Source organism: Kineococcus sp. GCM10028916 (assembly GCF_042674865.1).
Taxonomy (GTDB): Bacteria; Actinomycetota; Actinomycetes; order Actinomycetales; family Kineococcaceae; genus Kineococcus.
This window is the reverse complement of the sequence record NZ_JBHTFM010000013.1, coordinates 201,990-218,263: the sequence shown is the minus strand read 5'-3', so window position 1 is coordinate 218,263 and position 16,274 is coordinate 201,990. Positions and strand designations below refer to the sequence as shown.

Annotated in this window: 16 protein-coding genes; 11 read left to right on the top strand and 5 right to left on the bottom strand. The window is 72.5% G+C overall.

Features of this window, described 5'->3' with window-relative positions:
* Positions 1-167: 167 nt before the first annotated feature.
* The gene (locus ACFQ46_RS12475; protein ID WP_380161499.1) at positions 168-347 is read left to right on the top strand and encodes a hypothetical protein; all 180 of its coding nucleotides are present in this window, start codon (positions 168-170) and stop codon (positions 345-347) included.
* Positions 348-377: 30 nt separating this feature from the next.
* Here the strand turns inward: ACFQ46_RS12475 and ACFQ46_RS12470 are convergent, their stop codons facing one another.
* Together ACFQ46_RS12470 and ACFQ46_RS12465 are read right to left on the bottom strand one after the other, a co-directional pair.
* A complete protein-coding gene (locus ACFQ46_RS12470; RefSeq protein WP_380259788.1) occupies positions 378-1,319 on the bottom strand; it encodes a LacI family DNA-binding transcriptional regulator in 942 nt (313 codons plus the stop codon).
* Positions 1,316-3,355, bottom strand: a complete 2,040-nt coding sequence (locus ACFQ46_RS12465) for an aldo/keto reductase (RefSeq protein WP_380259787.1) — start codon at positions 3,353-3,355, stop codon at positions 1,316-1,318. The genes ACFQ46_RS12470 and ACFQ46_RS12465 overlap by 4 nt, the downstream gene beginning before the upstream one ends.
* Positions 3,356-3,445: 90 nt before the next feature.
* Between ACFQ46_RS12465 and ilvD the strand changes: the two genes are divergently transcribed.
* The 4 genes from ilvD (at position 3,446) to ilvC (ending at position 8,949) form a co-directional block, all read left to right on the top strand.
* On the top strand, positions 3,446-5,137 hold the full coding sequence (gene ilvD, locus ACFQ46_RS12460) for a dihydroxy-acid dehydratase (RefSeq protein ID WP_380259786.1): 1,692 nt from the start codon (positions 3,446-3,448) through the stop codon (positions 5,135-5,137).
* Positions 5,138-5,522: 385 nt separating this feature from the next.
* Complete coding sequence (locus tag ACFQ46_RS12455) at positions 5,523-7,358, top strand: acetolactate synthase large subunit (RefSeq protein WP_380259785.1); 1,836 nt, start codon at positions 5,523-5,525, stop codon at positions 7,356-7,358.
* Entirely contained in the window at positions 7,358-7,870 is a 513-nt protein-coding gene (gene ilvN, locus ACFQ46_RS12450; protein WP_328292151.1) for an acetolactate synthase small subunit, read from the top strand. The genes ACFQ46_RS12455 and ilvN overlap by 1 nt, the downstream gene beginning before the upstream one ends.
* 50 nt (positions 7,871-7,920) lie before the next feature.
* Positions 7,921-8,949, top strand: a complete 1,029-nt coding sequence (ilvC, locus tag ACFQ46_RS12445) for a ketol-acid reductoisomerase (RefSeq protein WP_380161502.1) — start codon at positions 7,921-7,923, stop codon at positions 8,947-8,949.
* 70 nt (positions 8,950-9,019) lie between these two features.
* Here ilvC and ACFQ46_RS12440 read toward each other — a convergent pair whose 3' ends face one another.
* Entirely contained in the window at positions 9,020-9,982 is a 963-nt protein-coding gene (locus ACFQ46_RS12440; RefSeq protein ID WP_380259784.1) for an SGNH/GDSL hydrolase family protein, read from the bottom strand.
* A gap of 141 nt (positions 9,983-10,123) precedes the next feature.
* Between ACFQ46_RS12440 and ACFQ46_RS12435 the strand changes: the two genes are divergently transcribed.
* From ACFQ46_RS12435 to ACFQ46_RS12425, 3 genes are all read left to right on the top strand, one after another.
* A complete protein-coding gene (locus tag ACFQ46_RS12435) occupies positions 10,124-10,357 on the top strand; it encodes a hypothetical protein (RefSeq protein ID WP_328292148.1) in 234 nt (77 codons plus the stop codon).
* 1 nt (position 10,358) lies between these two features.
* Positions 10,359-11,591, top strand: coding sequence for a cupin domain-containing protein (locus tag ACFQ46_RS12430; protein WP_380259783.1), 1,233 nt, complete (start codon positions 10,359-10,361; stop codon positions 11,589-11,591).
* Between the two features lie 83 nt (positions 11,592-11,674).
* Positions 11,675-12,481 carry a sucrase ferredoxin gene (locus ACFQ46_RS12425; protein WP_380259782.1) on the top strand — a complete coding sequence of 269 codons (807 nt, stop codon included), beginning with the start codon at positions 11,675-11,677 and terminating at the stop codon, positions 12,479-12,481.
* An 8-nt stretch (positions 12,482-12,489) separates the two neighbouring features.
* Here ACFQ46_RS12425 and ACFQ46_RS12420 read toward each other — a convergent pair whose 3' ends face one another.
* The gene (locus ACFQ46_RS12420; RefSeq protein ID WP_380259781.1) at positions 12,490-13,092 is read right to left on the bottom strand and encodes a flavodoxin family protein; all 603 of its coding nucleotides are present in this window, start codon (positions 13,090-13,092) and stop codon (positions 12,490-12,492) included.
* Positions 13,093-13,260: 168 nt separating this feature from the next.
* Here ACFQ46_RS12420 and ACFQ46_RS12415 point away from each other — a divergent pair, with 168 nt between their 5' ends.
* From ACFQ46_RS12415 to ACFQ46_RS12405, 3 genes are read left to right on the top strand one after another with little or no spacing between them, the layout of a single operon-like run.
* Positions 13,261-13,644 carry a DUF3253 domain-containing protein gene (locus tag ACFQ46_RS12415; RefSeq protein ID WP_380259780.1) on the top strand — a complete coding sequence of 128 codons (384 nt, stop codon included), beginning with the start codon at positions 13,261-13,263 and terminating at the stop codon, positions 13,642-13,644.
* A gap of 27 nt (positions 13,645-13,671) precedes the next feature.
* On the top strand, positions 13,672-14,529 hold the full coding sequence (locus ACFQ46_RS12410) for an LLM class F420-dependent oxidoreductase (protein ID WP_380259779.1): 858 nt from the start codon (positions 13,672-13,674) through the stop codon (positions 14,527-14,529).
* A 42-nt stretch (positions 14,530-14,571) separates the two neighbouring features.
* Positions 14,572-15,399, top strand: a complete 828-nt coding sequence (locus tag ACFQ46_RS12405) for a phosphotransferase (RefSeq protein WP_380259778.1) — start codon at positions 14,572-14,574, stop codon at positions 15,397-15,399.
* Positions 15,400-15,487: 88 nt separating this feature from the next.
* Here ACFQ46_RS12405 and ACFQ46_RS12400 read toward each other — a convergent pair whose 3' ends face one another.
* Positions 15,488-16,267 carry a class I SAM-dependent methyltransferase gene (locus ACFQ46_RS12400; RefSeq protein ID WP_380259777.1) on the bottom strand — a complete coding sequence of 260 codons (780 nt, stop codon included), beginning with the start codon at positions 16,265-16,267 and terminating at the stop codon, positions 15,488-15,490.
* Between the last annotated feature and the right edge of the window lie 7 nt (positions 16,268-16,274).

Genomic DNA, 16,274 nt, shown 5'->3' with positions numbered 1-16,274 from the left:
GCTCCGCTGGCGCGGCGCTGGCACGCGGCTGGCGCGGCCTGGTGCGAGCTGGCGTGGGCCGGTGGTGGCGGGCGTCCGCCGGGACCCGCTACCCTTGGGACGTTTGCCTGCGTGAGTCACCCGGGGTCCGCCCGGCCACCCGCAGGCGCCGGGGGAGATCCAGCACTGTGACGGACAAGCTCACGCTCATGCAGATCAGCCACATGTACGACGTCGACGTCGCCGCCCTGCACGCCATGGTCGGCCGTCGCGCCCTGCCCGAGCCCACCTGGTCCGACGGTCGTCTCGGCTGGAGCGCCGCGGACGTCCGCGCCTCTCTGCAGAAGCTGGGCCTGCAGCGCGCCTGACCCCCACGACGCGGGTGCGCTGACGGGCGGTCAGGTGGAGTCGCGCGCCACGAAGCGGTGCGGCACGACGCGGACGGCTTCGCCCGGTCCGTTCGTCGACAGTTCCACGACGAGGTCCAGGGCGGCGTGGGCGACCTCGGCGAGGTCGATGACCAGCGTCGACAACCGGGGCGTGACGAACTCCCCGACGGCGAGCCCGTCGACCCCGACGACCCGCACGTCGCGGGGCACGTCGAGACCTGCGACACGGAGTTCCTGCAGGACGCGGAACCCGTCGAGGTCGTTGAAGGCGACCACCGCGTCGGGTTCACCGGCGGCGGCCAGGTCGGTCCAGGGGGTCAGACGATCGGCGACGACGGGTTCCACCCCGGCGGCGCGGAACGCGGCGACGAACGCGTCGCCGCGACGCGTGCGGCCGTGCGGGCCGAGACGGTCCAGCACCACGGGGTGCCGGGTCCCGCGGGCCAGCAGGTGCGCGACGGCCTCCTCGGAGGCCGTCGCCCGTTCGAACTCCACCCGCCCGTGGCGGGGGTGGAACCGCGGGGGGTCGATCTCCACCACGGGCAGGTTGGGTGCTCCCGTGACGGGGGTGTCGATGGCCAGACCGGTGAACCCGATGACGGCGTCCGCCCCGCCCGCGAGGTCGGCGATGCTGCCCTGCTCACCCATCACGACGTTCCAGCCCCGGTCGGCGGCGAGGCGCAGCACCGTGGAGGCGAGTTCGCCGTAGTAGGGGTTCGTGAGGTCGCCGACGAGGAGGCCCAGGGTGCGGGCCGCGGGTTTCACCAGACCCCGTCCGAACCGGGACGGGTGGTAGTTCAGTTCCCGGGCCGCGTCGAGCACCCGTTGCCGGGTGGCCGGGTTGATCCCCGGCATGTCGTGCAGCGCACGGGTGACCGTCTGCCGGGAGACCCCGGCGACGCGGGCCACGTCGACGATCGTCGTGGCCCGCGTCGTGTCCGGTGTTCTCACCCCTCCTGGAGGTCCAGCCAGGCCACCTGCTGCGCGTCGAGTTCGACCCCGAGGCCGGTCATCGAGGAACGGGCCTCGGCGATCGTGCGGGGTCCGAACAGGGCGAACGTCGGGAACGACTGCGCCAGGACGAAGGCCAGCGCGATCGCCGTCGCGGGGACCCCGAGTTCGGCGCCGAGCTTCTCGGCCCGGGCCTTGCGCTCGAAGTTCGCGTCGCTGTAGTAGCAGCGCACGAGTTCCGCGTCGCTCCGGTCGTTCACGTCCGCGCGGGCGAAGAACCCGCGGGCCTGCGACGACCACGGCAGCAGGGCGATGTTCCGCTCGGTCAGCCACTTCTTCGACTCGGGGTCGGTGACGTGCAGGCACCCGGCCCACGGCACGTCGTAGGCCTCGGCGAGGCCGAAGTGGTTGGACAGCACCGTGAACGGCTGCTTGCCGTTCGCCGCGGCGTAGGCGTTCGCCTCGTCGACGCGGGCGGGCGACCAGTTCGAACCGCCGTAGGCGCTGATGCGACCGGCCTTGGCGTGCTCGTCGAGGACGTCGACGAACTCACCGACGGGGATGTCGAGGTTGTCCCGGTGCATCATGTAGACGTCGGCGTGGTCGTGGCCCTGCCGCTCGAAGGACTCGAACAACTGCCGGGTCAGCGACTCCGGGTCGTTGTGCGGGGTGTGGCAGCCCTTGACGATGACGTTGACCTCGGACCGGATGCCGCGGTTGGTCAGCCACGTGCCGAACAACTTCTCGTACTTGCCCATGCCGTAGAGCCACGCGGTGTCGAAGGTGTTCCCGCCGGCCTCCACGAACGCGTCGAAGATGGCCGACGCGTGGGCGAGGTCCGGCTGGTTGTCGCACCCCATGACGAGGCGGGAGACGGGGCGTTCCAGTCCCTCGACCTTCCCGTACTTCATGGCCGTGGGTTCGCGGCGCTGCAGCGGGAGACCCGAGACGGTCGGGATGTTCGCGGTGTCGGTCTCGAAGGGGTAGCGCAGCCCGATCGCGTCCCGCCAGCGGTTCAGCACGGCCGAGACCGCGAGGGTGTCGTCGAGGGTGAACACGGGGGTCTCGTCGGAGACGAGGGCCTGCGCCTCGCGGGCGTAGGCCTTGTTCTCGGGCAGTTCCGGATCGAACTCGAAGGTCTCGGGCTCCTGGCCCGGCCGGGTCAGGACGACGCGGGTCTCACCGCGGATCGTCCACGGGTCGGGGAGGTGGATCGTCCCGCCGGAGCCGTACACCGTGATCGTCTCGGGGTCGGAGAGCGCGACACCCGTGCGCACGGACGCGGTGACGCCACCCGCGAAGGTGATCGAGGCGACGGCCCACTCGTCGACGCCGGTCTCGCCCACGGTGCCCTGCGCGGAGAACCCGGTGACGGCCGCCGGCCGGCCGAGTGCGGCCGCCGCGACGAGGTGCGCGGCCGAGACGGGGTAACCGCCGACGTCGAGGATCCCGCCGCCGGCGAGGTCGGCGTCGTAGAGGCGCCCGGTCTTCCCGCCGGTCGCGAAGGCGAAGCTCGCGTCGACGTGCTGGACGGTGCCGACGGCCCCGGAACGCACGAGGTCGAGGAGCTTCGCCGTCTGCGGGTGGTGGGCGTACATGTACGCCTCGAGGAAGTGCACGCCGCTGGCACGGGCGGCGTCGACGATCGCCATGACCTGGCCGTTGTTGGGGGCGAGGGGCTTCTCGCAGAGCACGTGCTTGCCGGCGCGGACCGCGGCTAGGGCGAGCTGCGCGTGGGTGACGTGCACGGTGCTGACGTAGACGGCGTCGACGTCCTCGCGGGCCAGCACGGCGTCGTAGTCGCCGACGAAGGCGTCCGGGTTGAACTCCGCCGCGAAGGCCCGGGCGCGCTCGGCACCGGCCGCGGTGGGGGAGGCGCCGACGGCGACGAGTTCGTGACCCGCCGCGGGGAGCTGGCCGGCGAAGCGCCGGGCGATGTTGCCCGGGCCGACGACGGCCCAGCGGGTGGGGGAGGTGGACGACACGGGAGGCGCTCCTTCGAGCCGGGGGGTGACGGTCGCATCGGGAACGGTCATCTCGTGAACGTTCACGACGCCGCCCACGGTAGCCATCCCGGTGGGGGCGGGTCAACGGTGGACCGTGAGCCGCGTGCCTAGACTCACCCCGTGACCGTCGACATCAAACCCCGCAGTCGCACCGTGACCGACGGCCTGGAGGCGACCGCTTCGCGCGGGATGCTGCGCGCCGTCGGGATGGGTGACGACGACTGGGTCAAACCCCAGATCGGGGTGGCCTCCAGCTGGAACGAGATCACCCCCTGCAACCTCCCCCTGGACCGCCTGGCCAAGGCCGTCAAGGACGGCGTGCACGCCGCCCAGGGCTACCCGTTGGAGTTCGGGACGATCTCCGTCTCCGACGGCATCTCGATGGGGCACGAGGGGATGCACTACTCCCTCGTCTCGCGCGAGGTCATCGCCGACTCCGTCGAGACCGTGATGAGCGCCGAGCGCCTCGACGGCTCCGTCCTGCTCGCCGGCTGCGACAAGTCGCTGCCCGGCATGCTGATGGCCGCCGCCCGCCTCGACCTCGCGAGCGTCTTCCTCTACGCCGGGACGATCCTCCCCGGCCGGGCCAAGCTCTCCGACGGCAGCGAGCACGAGGTCACCCTCATCGACGCCTTCGAGGCCGTCGGGGCGTGCGCCCGCGGGCTGATGTCGCGCGAGGACGTCGACACCATCGAACGCGCGATCTGCCCGGGTGAGGGTGCCTGCGGCGGGATGTACACCGCCAACACCATGGCCGCCGCGGCCGAGGCGCTCGGGATGTCGCTGCCCGGCAGCGCCGCCCCGCCCGCCACCGACCGCCGCCGCGACGGGTTCGCCCGCAAGTCCGGCCAGGCCGTCGTGAACCTGCTGTCCAAGGGGATCACCGCGCGCCAGATCCTCACGAAGGAGGCGTTCGAGAACGCCATCGCCGTCGTCATGGCGCTGGGCGGTTCCACCAACGCCGTCCTGCACCTGCTCGCGATCGCCTACGAGGCCGAGGTCGAGCTGACCCTGGACGACTTCGACCGGGTCGCGGCGAAGGTCCCGCACCTCGCCGACCTCAAGCCCTTCGGCCGCCACGTCATGGTCGACGTCGACCGCATCGGCGGCATCCCCGTCGTCATGCGCGCCCTGCTCGACGCCGGTCTGCTGCACGGGGAGTGCCTCACGGTCACGGGCAAGACGATGGCCGAGAACCTCGCCGACATCGCCCCGCCCGACGTCGACGGCGTCGTGCTCCGCGCCCTCGACAACCCGATCCACAAGACCGGGGGCATCACCATCCTCAAGGGGAACCTCGCCCCCCTCGGCGCCGTCGTGAAGAGCGCCGGGTTCGACTCCGACGTCTTCGAGGGCACCGCGCGCGTCTTCGAACGCGAGCGCGCGGCGCTGGACGCGCTCGAGGACGGCACCATCTCGGCCGGCGACGTCGTCGTCATCCGCTACGAAGGCCCCAAGGGTGGCCCCGGGATGCGCGAGATGCTCGCCATCACCGGTGCGATCAAGGGCGCCGGCCTCGGCAAGGACGTCCTGCTGATGACCGACGGCCGCTTCTCCGGCGGGACCACCGGCCTCTGCGTCGGCCACGTGGCCCCCGAGGCCGTCGACGCCGGCCCCATCGCCTTCGTGCGCGACGGCGACCGGATCCGCCTCGACGTCGCGGGCAAGACCCTCGAGGTCCTGGTCTCCGACGAGGAGCTCGAGGCCCGTCGCGAGGGCTGGGAGCCGCTGCCCCCCGTGTTCAAGCGCGGGGTACTGGCCAAGTACGCCAAGCAGGTCCAGTCCGCCTCCCTCGGCGCCGTCTGCCTCTGACCTCGGGGTGCGGCCGGGTGGGATCGTTGCCTCCGCGGTGACGCCCTGAGGGATCGTTGCCTCCACGAAGACGTCCAGTGACATCGTGGAGGCAACGATCCCACCGCCCGCGAGCCAGCGGAACGTCCAACTCGTGGACCACGTGTCCACGATGTGAGACGCGATGACCCCGTGGCTGACATCTCCCCACGCAGGGGCTACCTTCGGCACATGCGGTTCCTCGTAGCCATCGGACAGCGCGCCGGCTGACCAGTTCGGCCGAGCGCGCGACCCCTCACACGCCTTCCCTGGCTGAGGGGTCTTTTTGCGTCCGGCGGACCGATCTGCCGGGCGTCCGGGACTGAACGACGACCGTGAACGGCACCGCCCGAGGAGGACACCAGAGATGCCAGAGCAGCTGCCACTGGACCCGAAGCTCCCCGTCGCCAAGCTCACCGGCGCGCAGAGCCTCATCCGTTCGCTCGAGGCGGTAGGGGTCGAGGTCGTCTTCGGTCTGCCCGGGGGCGCGATCCTGCCCGCCTACGACCCGCTGATGGACTCCCCGCACGTCCGGCACATCCTGGTCCGCCACGAGCAGGGCGCCGGCCACGCGGCCGAGGGGTACGCGGTCGCCACCGGCAAGGTCGGCGTCTGCATGGCGACCTCCGGTCCGGGAGCGACCAACCTCGTCACCCCGATCGCTGACGCGAACATGGACTCCGTCCCGATGGTCGCGATCACCGGGCAGGTCGCCGCCAAGGCCATCGGCACCGACGCGTTCCAGGAAGCCGACATCGCCGGCATCACCATCCCGATCACCAAGCACAACTACCTGGTGACCGATCCGGCCGACATCCCCCGCGTCATCGCCGAGGCCTTCCACCTCGCCGCCACCGGCCGGCCCGGCCCGGTCCTCGTCGACGTCGCCAAGTCCGCGCTGACCGCGACGACGTCCTTCGCCTGGCCCGAGACGATCGACCTGCCCGGCTACCGCCCGGTGACGCGGCCGCACGGCAAGCAGATCCGCGAGGCCGCCCGGCTCATCGCCGCGGCCGAGCGCCCCGTCCTCTACGTCGGCGGTGGCGTCATCAAGGCCGACGCCTCGGCGGAGCTCGCAGCGCTGGCCGACCTCACCGGCATCCCCGCGGTCACGACGCTGATGGCGCGCGGTGCGCTGCCCGACTCGTACCCGAACAACCTGGGCATGCCCGGGATGCACGGGACGGTCGCGGCCGTGACGGCGCTGCAGAAGTCCGACCTGCTCATCACCCTCGGTGCGCGCTTCGACGACCGCGTCACCGGCGACCTGCCGAGCTTCGCCCCGCACGCCAAGGTCATCCACGCCGACATCGACCCGGCCGAGATCGGCAAGAACCGCGCCGTCGACGTCCCGATCGTGGGCGACGCCCGGCTCGTCATCGCCGAGCTCACCACGGCCGTGGCCGCCGAGTTCGAGAACGGGCGCGCCGACCTCACGGCCTGGACCGAACTCACCCAGTCCTGGAAGACGACGTACCCGCTGGGCTACGCCGAGTCCGACGACGGCACCCTCGCCCCGCAGCACGTCATCGCCCGGATCGGGGCCATCGCCGGTCCCGAGGCGATCTACGTCTCCGGGGTCGGGCAGCACCAGATGTGGTCCGCGCAGTTCGTCCAGTACGAGAACCCGCGCACGTGGCTGAACTCCGGCGGGCTGGGCACCATGGGCTACGCGGTCCCCGCGGCCATGGGCGCCAAGGTCGGCAAGCCGGACACCGTGGTGTGGGCGATCGACGGCGACGGCTGCTTCCAGATGACCAACCAGGAACTGGCGACGTGCACCCTCAACGGCATCCCCGTGAAGGTCGCGATCATCAACAACTCCAGCCTGGGCATGGTCCGGCAGTGGCAGACGCTCTTCTACTCCGAGCGCTACTCCAACACCGACCTGAACTCCGGTGACCACCACGGCACCCACGCCGCGCCGGTCCCCGACTTCGTCAAGCTCGCCGAGGCCTACGGGTGCGTCGGGCTGCGCTGCGACAAGGCCGAGGACGTCGACGCGACCATCGAGAAGGCCATGGCGATCAACGACGTGCCCGTCGTCATCGACTTCCGCGTGCACCGCGACGCCATGGTCTGGCCGATGGTCGAGGCCGGCGTGAGCAACGACGCGATCCAGTACGCCCGCGGGGTGTCGCCCAAGTGGGACCGCGAGGAAGAGGGCGACAACGAGTCCGGCCCCGAGAAGGTGATCTCCTGATGTCCCAGCACACCCTGTCCGTCCTGGTCGAGAACCGACCCGGTGTCCTGATGCGCGTCACGTCGCTGTTCGCGCGCAGGAACTTCAACATCCACTCCCTCACGGTCGGACCGACCGAGCGCAGCGACATCTCCCGGATGACCATCGTCGTCGACGTGGAGTCGCAGCCGTTGGAGCAGGTGACGAAGCAGCTCAACAAGCTGATCAACGTCCTGAAGATCGTGGAGCTCGAGGACGGCGGTTCCGTCCAACGCGAACTGCTGCTCGTGAAGGTCCGTGCCGACGCCTCCGCCCGCGGGGAGGTGCTCGACACCGTGGCGCTGTTCCGCGCCCACGTCGTCGACGTCGCCCCCGACGCCGTGACCGTCGAGGCCACCGGGAGCCCGGACAAGCTGGCCGCGCTGCTGCGCGTGCTGGAACCCTTCGGCATCCGCGAGCTGGTCCAGTCCGGGTCGGTCGCCCTCGCCCGCGGTGGGCGCGCGATCTCCGACCGGGCGCTCCGCTCCGCCTGAACCCGAACACCCCCTGTACGACGAAGAAGATCCAGAGGAGAGAACCCCACGTGGCCGAGATGTTCTACGACGACGACGCCGACCTGTCCAAGATCACCGGGAAGAAGGTGGCGGTCCTGGGCTTCGGCAGCCAGGGCCACGCGCACGCGCTGTCGCTGCGCGACTCCGGCGTCGACGTCGTCGTCGGCCTCAAGGAGGGCTCGAAGAGCCGCGCCAAGGCGGAGGAGCAGGGCATGACCGTCCTGACCCCGTTCGAGGCCGCCAAGGCCGCCGACGTGATCATGGTCCTGGTGCCGGACCACCTGCAGCGCGGTCTCTACGCCGAGGCGATCGAGCCGAACCTCACCGCCGGCAAGGCGCTGTTCTTCAGCCACGGCTTCAACATCCGCTTCGGCTACATCAAGCCCCCGGCCGACGTCGACGTCGTCATGGTCGCCCCCAAGGGCCCGGGTCACCTCGTCCGTCGTGAGTACGTCGACGGCCGCGGCGTCCCCGTGATCGTCGCCGTCGAGCAGGACGCGACGGGCTCCGCGTGGGACCTCGGTCTCGCCTACGCCAAGGCGATCGGCGGCCTGCGCGCCGGCGGCATCAAGACCACGTTCACCGAGGAGACCGAGACCGACCTGTTCGGTGAGCAGGCCGTCCTCTGCGGTGGCATGTCCGCCCTCGTCCAGACCGGGTTCGAGGTCCTCACCGAGGCCGGCTACCAGCCCGAGGTCGCCTACTTCGAGTGCCTGCACGAGCTGAAGCTGATCGTCGACCTCATGTACGAGGGCGGCATCGCCAAGCAGCGCTGGTCGATCTCGGACACCGCCGAGTGGGGCGACTACGTCTCCGGCCCGCGCGTCATCGACGCCTCGGTCAAGGGCCGCATGCAGGACGTCCTCAAGGACATCCAGGACGGCACCTTCGCCCAGCGCTTCATCGACGACCAGGACGCCGGCGCGCCGGAGTTCAAGAAGCTGCGCGCCGCCGCCGAACAGCACCCCATCGAGGCCACCGGCCGTGAGCTGCGAAAGCTCATGTCCTGGGTGAAGTCGGACGACTCCGACTACGTCGAGGGTTCCGCCGCCCGCTGACGCACCCCGTCGTCACGAGGGCCCCGCACCACGGTGGTGCGGGGCCCTCGTGCGTCCGGGGTGTCCCGGGTCAGCGTCCGGGATGCACGAAGCAGCGGATCTCCTGCAGGCGCGCGGCGATGGCCGCCTGTCCCGTGGCGTTCGGGTGGAAGCTGAGCACCGGGTCGCGCGGCACGATCGTGTTGATCCACGACGCCGCGGGATCGGCCTCGCAGGAGGAGTGCCCGGTGAAGGGGCGCACCAGGTCCACGTAGAGCCCCCCGACGGCGGCCGTCGCTGCGCTCGCCGCCGCGTTGAGCTGCAGGGTCGCGTTGTTGATCGCTGTGCGTGCCGCGGGCTGGATGACGTCGCAGCGCGGGGACGCGGCGCCGGTGGGGAAGAGCAACGGGTACCCCGTGACGACGAGGACGGCGTGCGGGGCCTTCGCGAGCACCGCGCGGTAGGTCCGCTCCAGCGGGGTGATGCCCCCGGCGGGGGCCGTCGTCAGCGCCCGCAGGGCGGCCGCCGAACCCGCCAGCGCGGCCTGGCAGGAGGGTGCCCCGGGGACGGTCGCCACGGTGTTGCACGCCGTGGCCACGCTGCTGAACCCGGCGTCGTTGCCGCCGATGCTCAGGGTGACCGTCTTCGTGCGGGGCCCGAGGGCGTCGAGCTGCGAGCGTTCCCCCTTGAACCCCCGCACCAGGCTGACGGTGGTGGCGCCGCTGCACGACGCGTTGACGTAGGCCTTGTCGTCGCCGCGCAGCAGTCCCGTCCCGAAGACGGTGTGACCGCTCAGGGTGGAGCGGTGGCAGCCGTCGGCGCCGCTGTCGCCGTAGACGTCGCTGACCCACGGCGTCGCCCCGGCCGCGGGCGCGCCCTCACCGGAGGCGTAGGAGTCACCGAGGGTGGCCACCTTCGCCCCCGCCGGGTTCAGCTTGGGCGGTGGTGGCCCCTGGGCCGCTGCGCTCCCGGCGCTGCCCACCACCAGCGCAGCCCCCACCACCGCCGCCGCGAGCGCGCTGGGGAACCTGGGGGAGATCCTGGACCTGGGCACGTGCGCCTCCGGCGGGCTCGTCGTCGAGTGGGTGGAGCAGGACGAGTCTGGCAGTCGGGCGCTCACCGCGCAGGCACATCGCGTCGCGTCCCCAGGAGGCTCGGAGGTGCCCCGCCGGGAGGTGGGTGCCAGGGTGGCCCCATGAGCAACCTCAGCGACGACGACATCACGACGACGACCTCCGCCTCGACCCCCGGGGGCGACGCGGACTCCGGCGACAGCGACGCCACCCAGGTGGACCCCTCGGGTTCCGACCCGGCCGGGGTGGACCCCGACGGCGGCGAGGGCGGGGACTCCGACTCGGGCGACTCCGACTCCACCCAGGTCGACCCGAGCGGCAGCGACCCGGCGGGCAGTGACCCCGCGGGATCCTGACGTGACGAGCGCCGGTCCGGCGTTGCGACGGTGCTTCGGGGAGGCCGCCGACCGCCTCGCCGAGGAGCACTGGAACGCCGCTCCGCTGCTCGTCCGGGCCGCCGACCGTGCCGCCGAGGGCGGTCGCGGCTCCGTCCACGACCTGCTCGCGCCCGCGGACGTGGACGAGCTCCTCGGCCCCCGGGCGCTGCGGACCCCGTTCTTCTCCCTGGTGAAGAACGGCACGCCCCTACCCCGCGCGAGCTACACCCGTCGCGCGGTGGCGGGCAACCAGCAGTTGTCGGACCTGCCGGACTCCGAGCGCATCGCCGCCGCCCACGCGGACGGGGCGACCATCGTCCTCCAGGCCCTGCACCGCACCTGGCCTGCGCTGCAGTCGTTCTGCTCCCAGCTCGCGGAGGACCTGGGGCACCAGTGCCAGGTCAACGTGTACGTGACCCCGCCGGGTGCGCAGGGTTTCAACCCCCACCACGACACCCACGACGTCGTGGTGCTCCAGGTGGACGGGCGCAAGCACTGGACGATCCACCCGCCCGCGGTGGAACTCCCGCTGAAGTCCCAGCCCTCCACCCGACTCGGCCCGGACCCCGTCGGCGGGCGGCCCGCCGTCATCGACACCGTCCTGGAACCCGGCGACGCCCTGTACCTGCCCCGCGGCTGGCTGCACTCGGCGCGCACGACCGAGGACCGGTCCATCCACCTGACGATCGGGGTGCTCGCCACGACGTGGGCCGACGTCCTCACCGACGCGGTGACCTCCGCCGGCACCGGGGACGTGGCCCTGCGTCGCGCGCTGCCGCTGCCCGGAGCGCCGACCCCGGAGGCCGTCAAGGAGTTCCGCGCCGCGGCGCAACGCTGGCTCGACACCCTGGACGAGGACGCGGTCGAACGCCTCGTCGCCCGGCGGCGGGCCGGTGCGGTGCCACCGGAACCGGTCGGGGTCCTCGCCCAGGACGAGGCCGCCCGCACCCTGACCCCGGACCGCGCGGTGCGGGTCCGGCGCGGGGTGCGTCCCCGGTTGACCGGCCCGGGCGAGACCGTGGACCTCGTCCTCCCGGACCGGCGGATCACCTTCCCCGGTTGGCTCCGTCCCGCCCTGGACCACGTCCTGACGGCGGGCCGCACGTCCGCGGGCGACCTCGCCGCGGTCGGCCTCGACGCCGACGACGCCCTGGTCGTCGTGCGCCGTCTGCTGCGCGAGAACGTCCTGCTCCCCGCAGGGGGTCCGGCCTGAGCACGGAGGCCATCGCCCGCCGGTTCTCGTGCGCCGCGGCGGCGGAGGAGCGGGGCGACGCCCTGCTCGGCACCGCCACCGCGGTGCGCGGCTACCTCCTGGTCGAGGAACCCGGGGCCTGGGGCGCCGGGGCCGTGCCGGCGTCCCGGCTCGGGCCGGTGGTGACCGACGCCCTCCGCGGGACCGCGCAGGAACGCGGTCTGAAGCTCTTGCTGATCCGGCGCCCCTCCGCGCGCGACCTCGACCCGGACGGCCCCCGTCGGCTGTTCCTCGTCGACGTCCGCCGCGGGCGGGCCCGCACCCTGACCCGCACGACCCCCCAGGCGGAGGTCGCCGAGGCCGCCGCCGCGACCGAGGGCTGGGAGCTTCACGACGAGCCGCTGCTCCTGGTCTGCACCCACGGTCGCAAGGACTGGTGCTGCGCGCTGCGGGGGCGCCCGGTCGTCGCGGCGCTCGCCGACCTCGACCCCGGTCCGGTGTGGGAGTGCTCCCACCTCGGTGGGGACCGCTTCGCCGCGACCGCGCTGTCGCTGCCGACGGGGGTCACGCACGGGCGGTTGTCCCCGGCGGACGCACCAGACCTGGTGGCGGCGCTGCGCACCGGTCGCGTCCTGCCGCACCGGTTGCGCGGTCGTTCCTGCGACCCCGGGGTGATCCAGGCCGCGGAGGCCCACGCCCGGCTGGAACTCGGGATCGACGTGCTCGACGCGCTGCGCCCGCGGGCGGTCGTCGACGAGGAGGAGGGCCGCTGGCGCGTCGACCTCGAGCACGAGGGGCGTCCGCTGCGGGTGCACCTGCGGGTGGGATCAGCTGCGGCGCAACGGTTGACGTGCTCCGCCCCCGACGACCGGCACGCCCGGACGTGGGAGCTGGAGCACATCGACCGGTGAATCCGGTCTCAGGCCGTGAGCTTCTTCGCGGTGGCGACGACGCGGGTCACGAGGTGGTCCAGCGCCGTGAACGTCACGCCGTCCAGCGGTCGGTCGCCCTGGCCGGCGACGTGGCCGACGCCGTAGGGGTTCCCGTCGACGAACTTCGAGGGGTCGGTGTACCCGGGCGGCACGATGATCCCGCCGAAGTGGTAGATCGTGTTGTAGAGCGCGAGGAGCGTGGACTCCTGACCGCCGTGCAGGGTCGAGGTCGAGGTGAACCCGGCGTAGACCTTGTCGGCGAGCTGACCCGCACCCCACTGGGCGCCGAGGGAGTCGATGAACACCTTGAGCTGCCCGGCGATGTTGCCGTAGCGGGTCGGGGAGCCGAAGAGGACCGCGTCGGCCCAGACGATGTCGTCCGCGGTGACCCCGGCGGCGCCCTTGGCCTCCTCGGCCTCGGCGGCCTGTTCGTCGGTGGCCGCCTTCTCCCCACCGGTGGGGGTGCGTTCCACCTGCCGGAGCCGCACCTCGGCGCCGAGGGACTCGCCGGTCGCGGCGAGGCGTTCGGCCATGCCGCGCACCGTGCCGGTCGCGGAGTAGTAGACGATCGCGAGCTTGACGTCGCTCACCGGTAACCTCCAGGTAGTTGAAAGTACAACTTGCACCTCCCAACCTAGACCTGCCGCCGACGGAACGCACCACGGGCCGTGGCGCGTCCCCAGGGGAAGGGGTGGAGAGCAGCGCCCGGCCTGAAACCCTCCGACGGCCGGCGTGCGCGCCCGACCTACAGTGACGGGGTGAGCGGGAAGACGTTGCCGACGAAGGACTGCGTCGTCTGCGGTCGCACGATCACCTGGCGCAAGAAGTGGGAACGGGACTGGGACGAGGTCCGCTACTGCTCCGACGGCTGCCGGCGTCGGGCGAAGTCCTCCGCGTCCGCGGTCGACGCCGAGCTCGAGACCACCATGCGTGCGCTCCTCGACGCCCGTGGGCGGTCGAAGACGATCTGCCCCAGCGAGGTGGCCCGCGCCGTCGGCGGTGAGGGCTGGCAGGAGCTGATGGAACCCGCGCGCGCCGCCGCCCGCCGGCTCGTCGTCGCCGGGGAGGCGGAGATCACCCAGGGCGGGAAGGTCGTCGACCCCTCGACGGCGAAGGGACCGATCCGGGTGCGCAAGACCTGAGCACGGGAACGGCGTAGGTTCGCCGCCATGCACATCGGACTCCACGTCTCCGACTTCACCAACCCCGGCGGCCCGGCCACCCTGCGCGAGGACCTCATCCGCATCGTCGGTGAGGCCGAGGAATCGGGCTACCGCAGCGTCAGCGTCATGGACCACCTCTGGCAGATCCCGCCCATCGGCGACGCCGAGCGGGCCATGCTCGAGGCCTACACGACCCTGGGGTTCCTGGCCGCCCGCACCGAACGGGTGGAACTCCTCGCCTGGGTGACCGCCGTGACCTACCGGGAACCGGGCCTCCTCGCGAAACTCGTCGCGACCCTCGACGTCCTCTCCGGTGGCCGCGCGTGGCTCGGCATCGGTGCCGCCTGGTTCGAGGGGGAGGCGACCGGGCTGGGACTGCCGTTCCCGCCCACCGCGGAACGCTTCGAGCGGCTCGAGGAGACCCTGCGGATCTGCCTGCAGGTGTGGTCGGACTCCGAGGAACCGTTCGAGGGGAAGCACTACACGCTGGGTCGCACGCTCGGCAACCCCCGGCCGCTGAAGCGTCCGCACCCGCCGATCCTCATCGGCGGAGGTGGGGAGAAGAAGACGTTGCGCCTCGTGGCGCAGTACGGGGACGCGTGCAACCTCTTCGGCGGCGACGACGTGGCGCACAAGCTGGACGTCCTGAAACGGCACTGCGACGACCTCGGCCGCGACTACGACACCATCGAGAAGACCGTCATGGCCCCGTTCACCCCGAACGACCTCGACGGGTTCCTCGAGAGCGCGCAGCGCTACGCCGCGCTCGGTGTGACCCACCTGCACGGCGGTTTCCCGTACTTCGAGGCGGGCACGGTGAAGTCCTTCGGCGACGCCGTCGTCCCGCGTCTCGCGGAACTCTGAGCACGCGGACCGGTTGCCCCCCAACGGGTCCGAGGTGACGTGATGCAGCCGGCGGAGACGGCCGACGCCGTGCGTGCGGCGTCGGCGGTCGCCGGGTCCGAGGGCCTGGAGGTCGGCGACGCCGTCGTCCTCCAGAACTCGAACAAGCTCACGCTGCGGTTGCTGCCCGCGGACGTCCTGGCCCGGGTCGCCCCGGAGTCCGACGGGATCCTGGCCTTCGAGGTCGACCTCGCCCGGCGACTGGCGGCCGTCGGGAGCCCCGCGGTGGCGCTCGACCCGCGGGTGCGACCGCGCGTCCACGTCCGGAACGGGTTCGGCGTCACCTTCTGGGAGTTCCACCCCGTCCGGGAACGCCCCCTCTCGGCCGAGGAGTACGCCCGGGCGCTGCGGCGACTGCACGAGGACCTGCGGGGACTCGCCCTGCCGTTCGCCGCCGTGCCGCACGTCACCGAACGGGTCGACCGGGCGTCTCGACTGCTCGCCGACCGGGACCGCACCCCGGAGGTCCCCGAGGTCGACCGCACGTTCCTGGCGGGAATCCTCACCCGGTTGCGCGACGTCGTCGGCCGCGGCCCCGAGCAGGTGATCCACGGGGAGCCGCACGAGGGGAACGTGCTGGCCACGGAGTCGGGAGCATGGTTCGTCGACCTGGAGACGTGCTGTCGCGGACCGGTCGAGTTCGACCTCGCCCACGCGCCCGACGACGTCGCCGACCACTACCCGGGACTCGACCCCGACCTGCTCCGGGACTGCCGGGCGCTGGTGCTCGCCATCGTCACGACGTGGCGCTGGGACCGCGACGACGCGCTGCCGAACGGGCGGGAACTCGGCCGGGAGTGGATCGCGCAGCTGCGGGCGATCACCGGGTGAACCGCCACACCACCAACGCGGGCTGCCCGAGGTAGGCGGCGTCGCTCGCCTCGGGGACGAGCGCCTCGAGCGACCACGGCCACTCGTTTCAGGTCCCCGGACCGTCCTGGCCGGGTCGGCCGGTCGTGGACCCGGACGGTACGGGTTCGACGCAGTCGAGCACCCGCAACCCGACGGAGAGCGCGGCGCGCAGCTGGGTGCCGACGGGGTGCACGAAACCCTCGATGCGCCGCGCCTCCCCCTCGGGGCCGGGGGAGGCCGGGATCGAGCCCCGGCGGATCCGGTCGGGGTGGACGTCGGAGACGACGAGGGTCCCACCGGGGCGCAGGACGCGGGCGAACTCCGCGAAGACCGGGGAGAGGTCGGGGACGTGGGAGAGGGCCAGGGCGCAGACCACCACGTCGGACGAGGCGTCGCCCACCGGGACCGCGTGCAGGTCGCCCGGGAGGAACTCGACGCCCGCGACCCGGGCCAGCGCCAGCATCTCCGGGGAACCGTCCACGCCGGTGACCCGGTGTCCGCGGGCTGCCAGCTCGGTGGACCAGCGGCCCGTCCCGCAGGCCAGGTCGAGGGCGTCCCCCGGAGCGAGGTCGTCGAGCCAGGGCAGGATCACGTCGGCGTCGCCGAAGGCGGTGTTGGGGACGTCGTAGCGCCGCGACCACTCGGCGTACCCCTCGCCCGGGGGCACCCGGGCCACGTCGAGACCGTCGCGCAGCCGGGGGTCGTCGCGCAGCCGGCGCACCTCGGCGAGGCGGCGTTCGACGAACTCCCGGCCGTGCCGGCCGTGACCCGTGGTGGCCCGCTGCAGGGCGAGTCCTTCGATCCCGAGCAGGACGGCGAGCGGGTGTTCGTGGACGGCGTCGGCCATGGCGGGT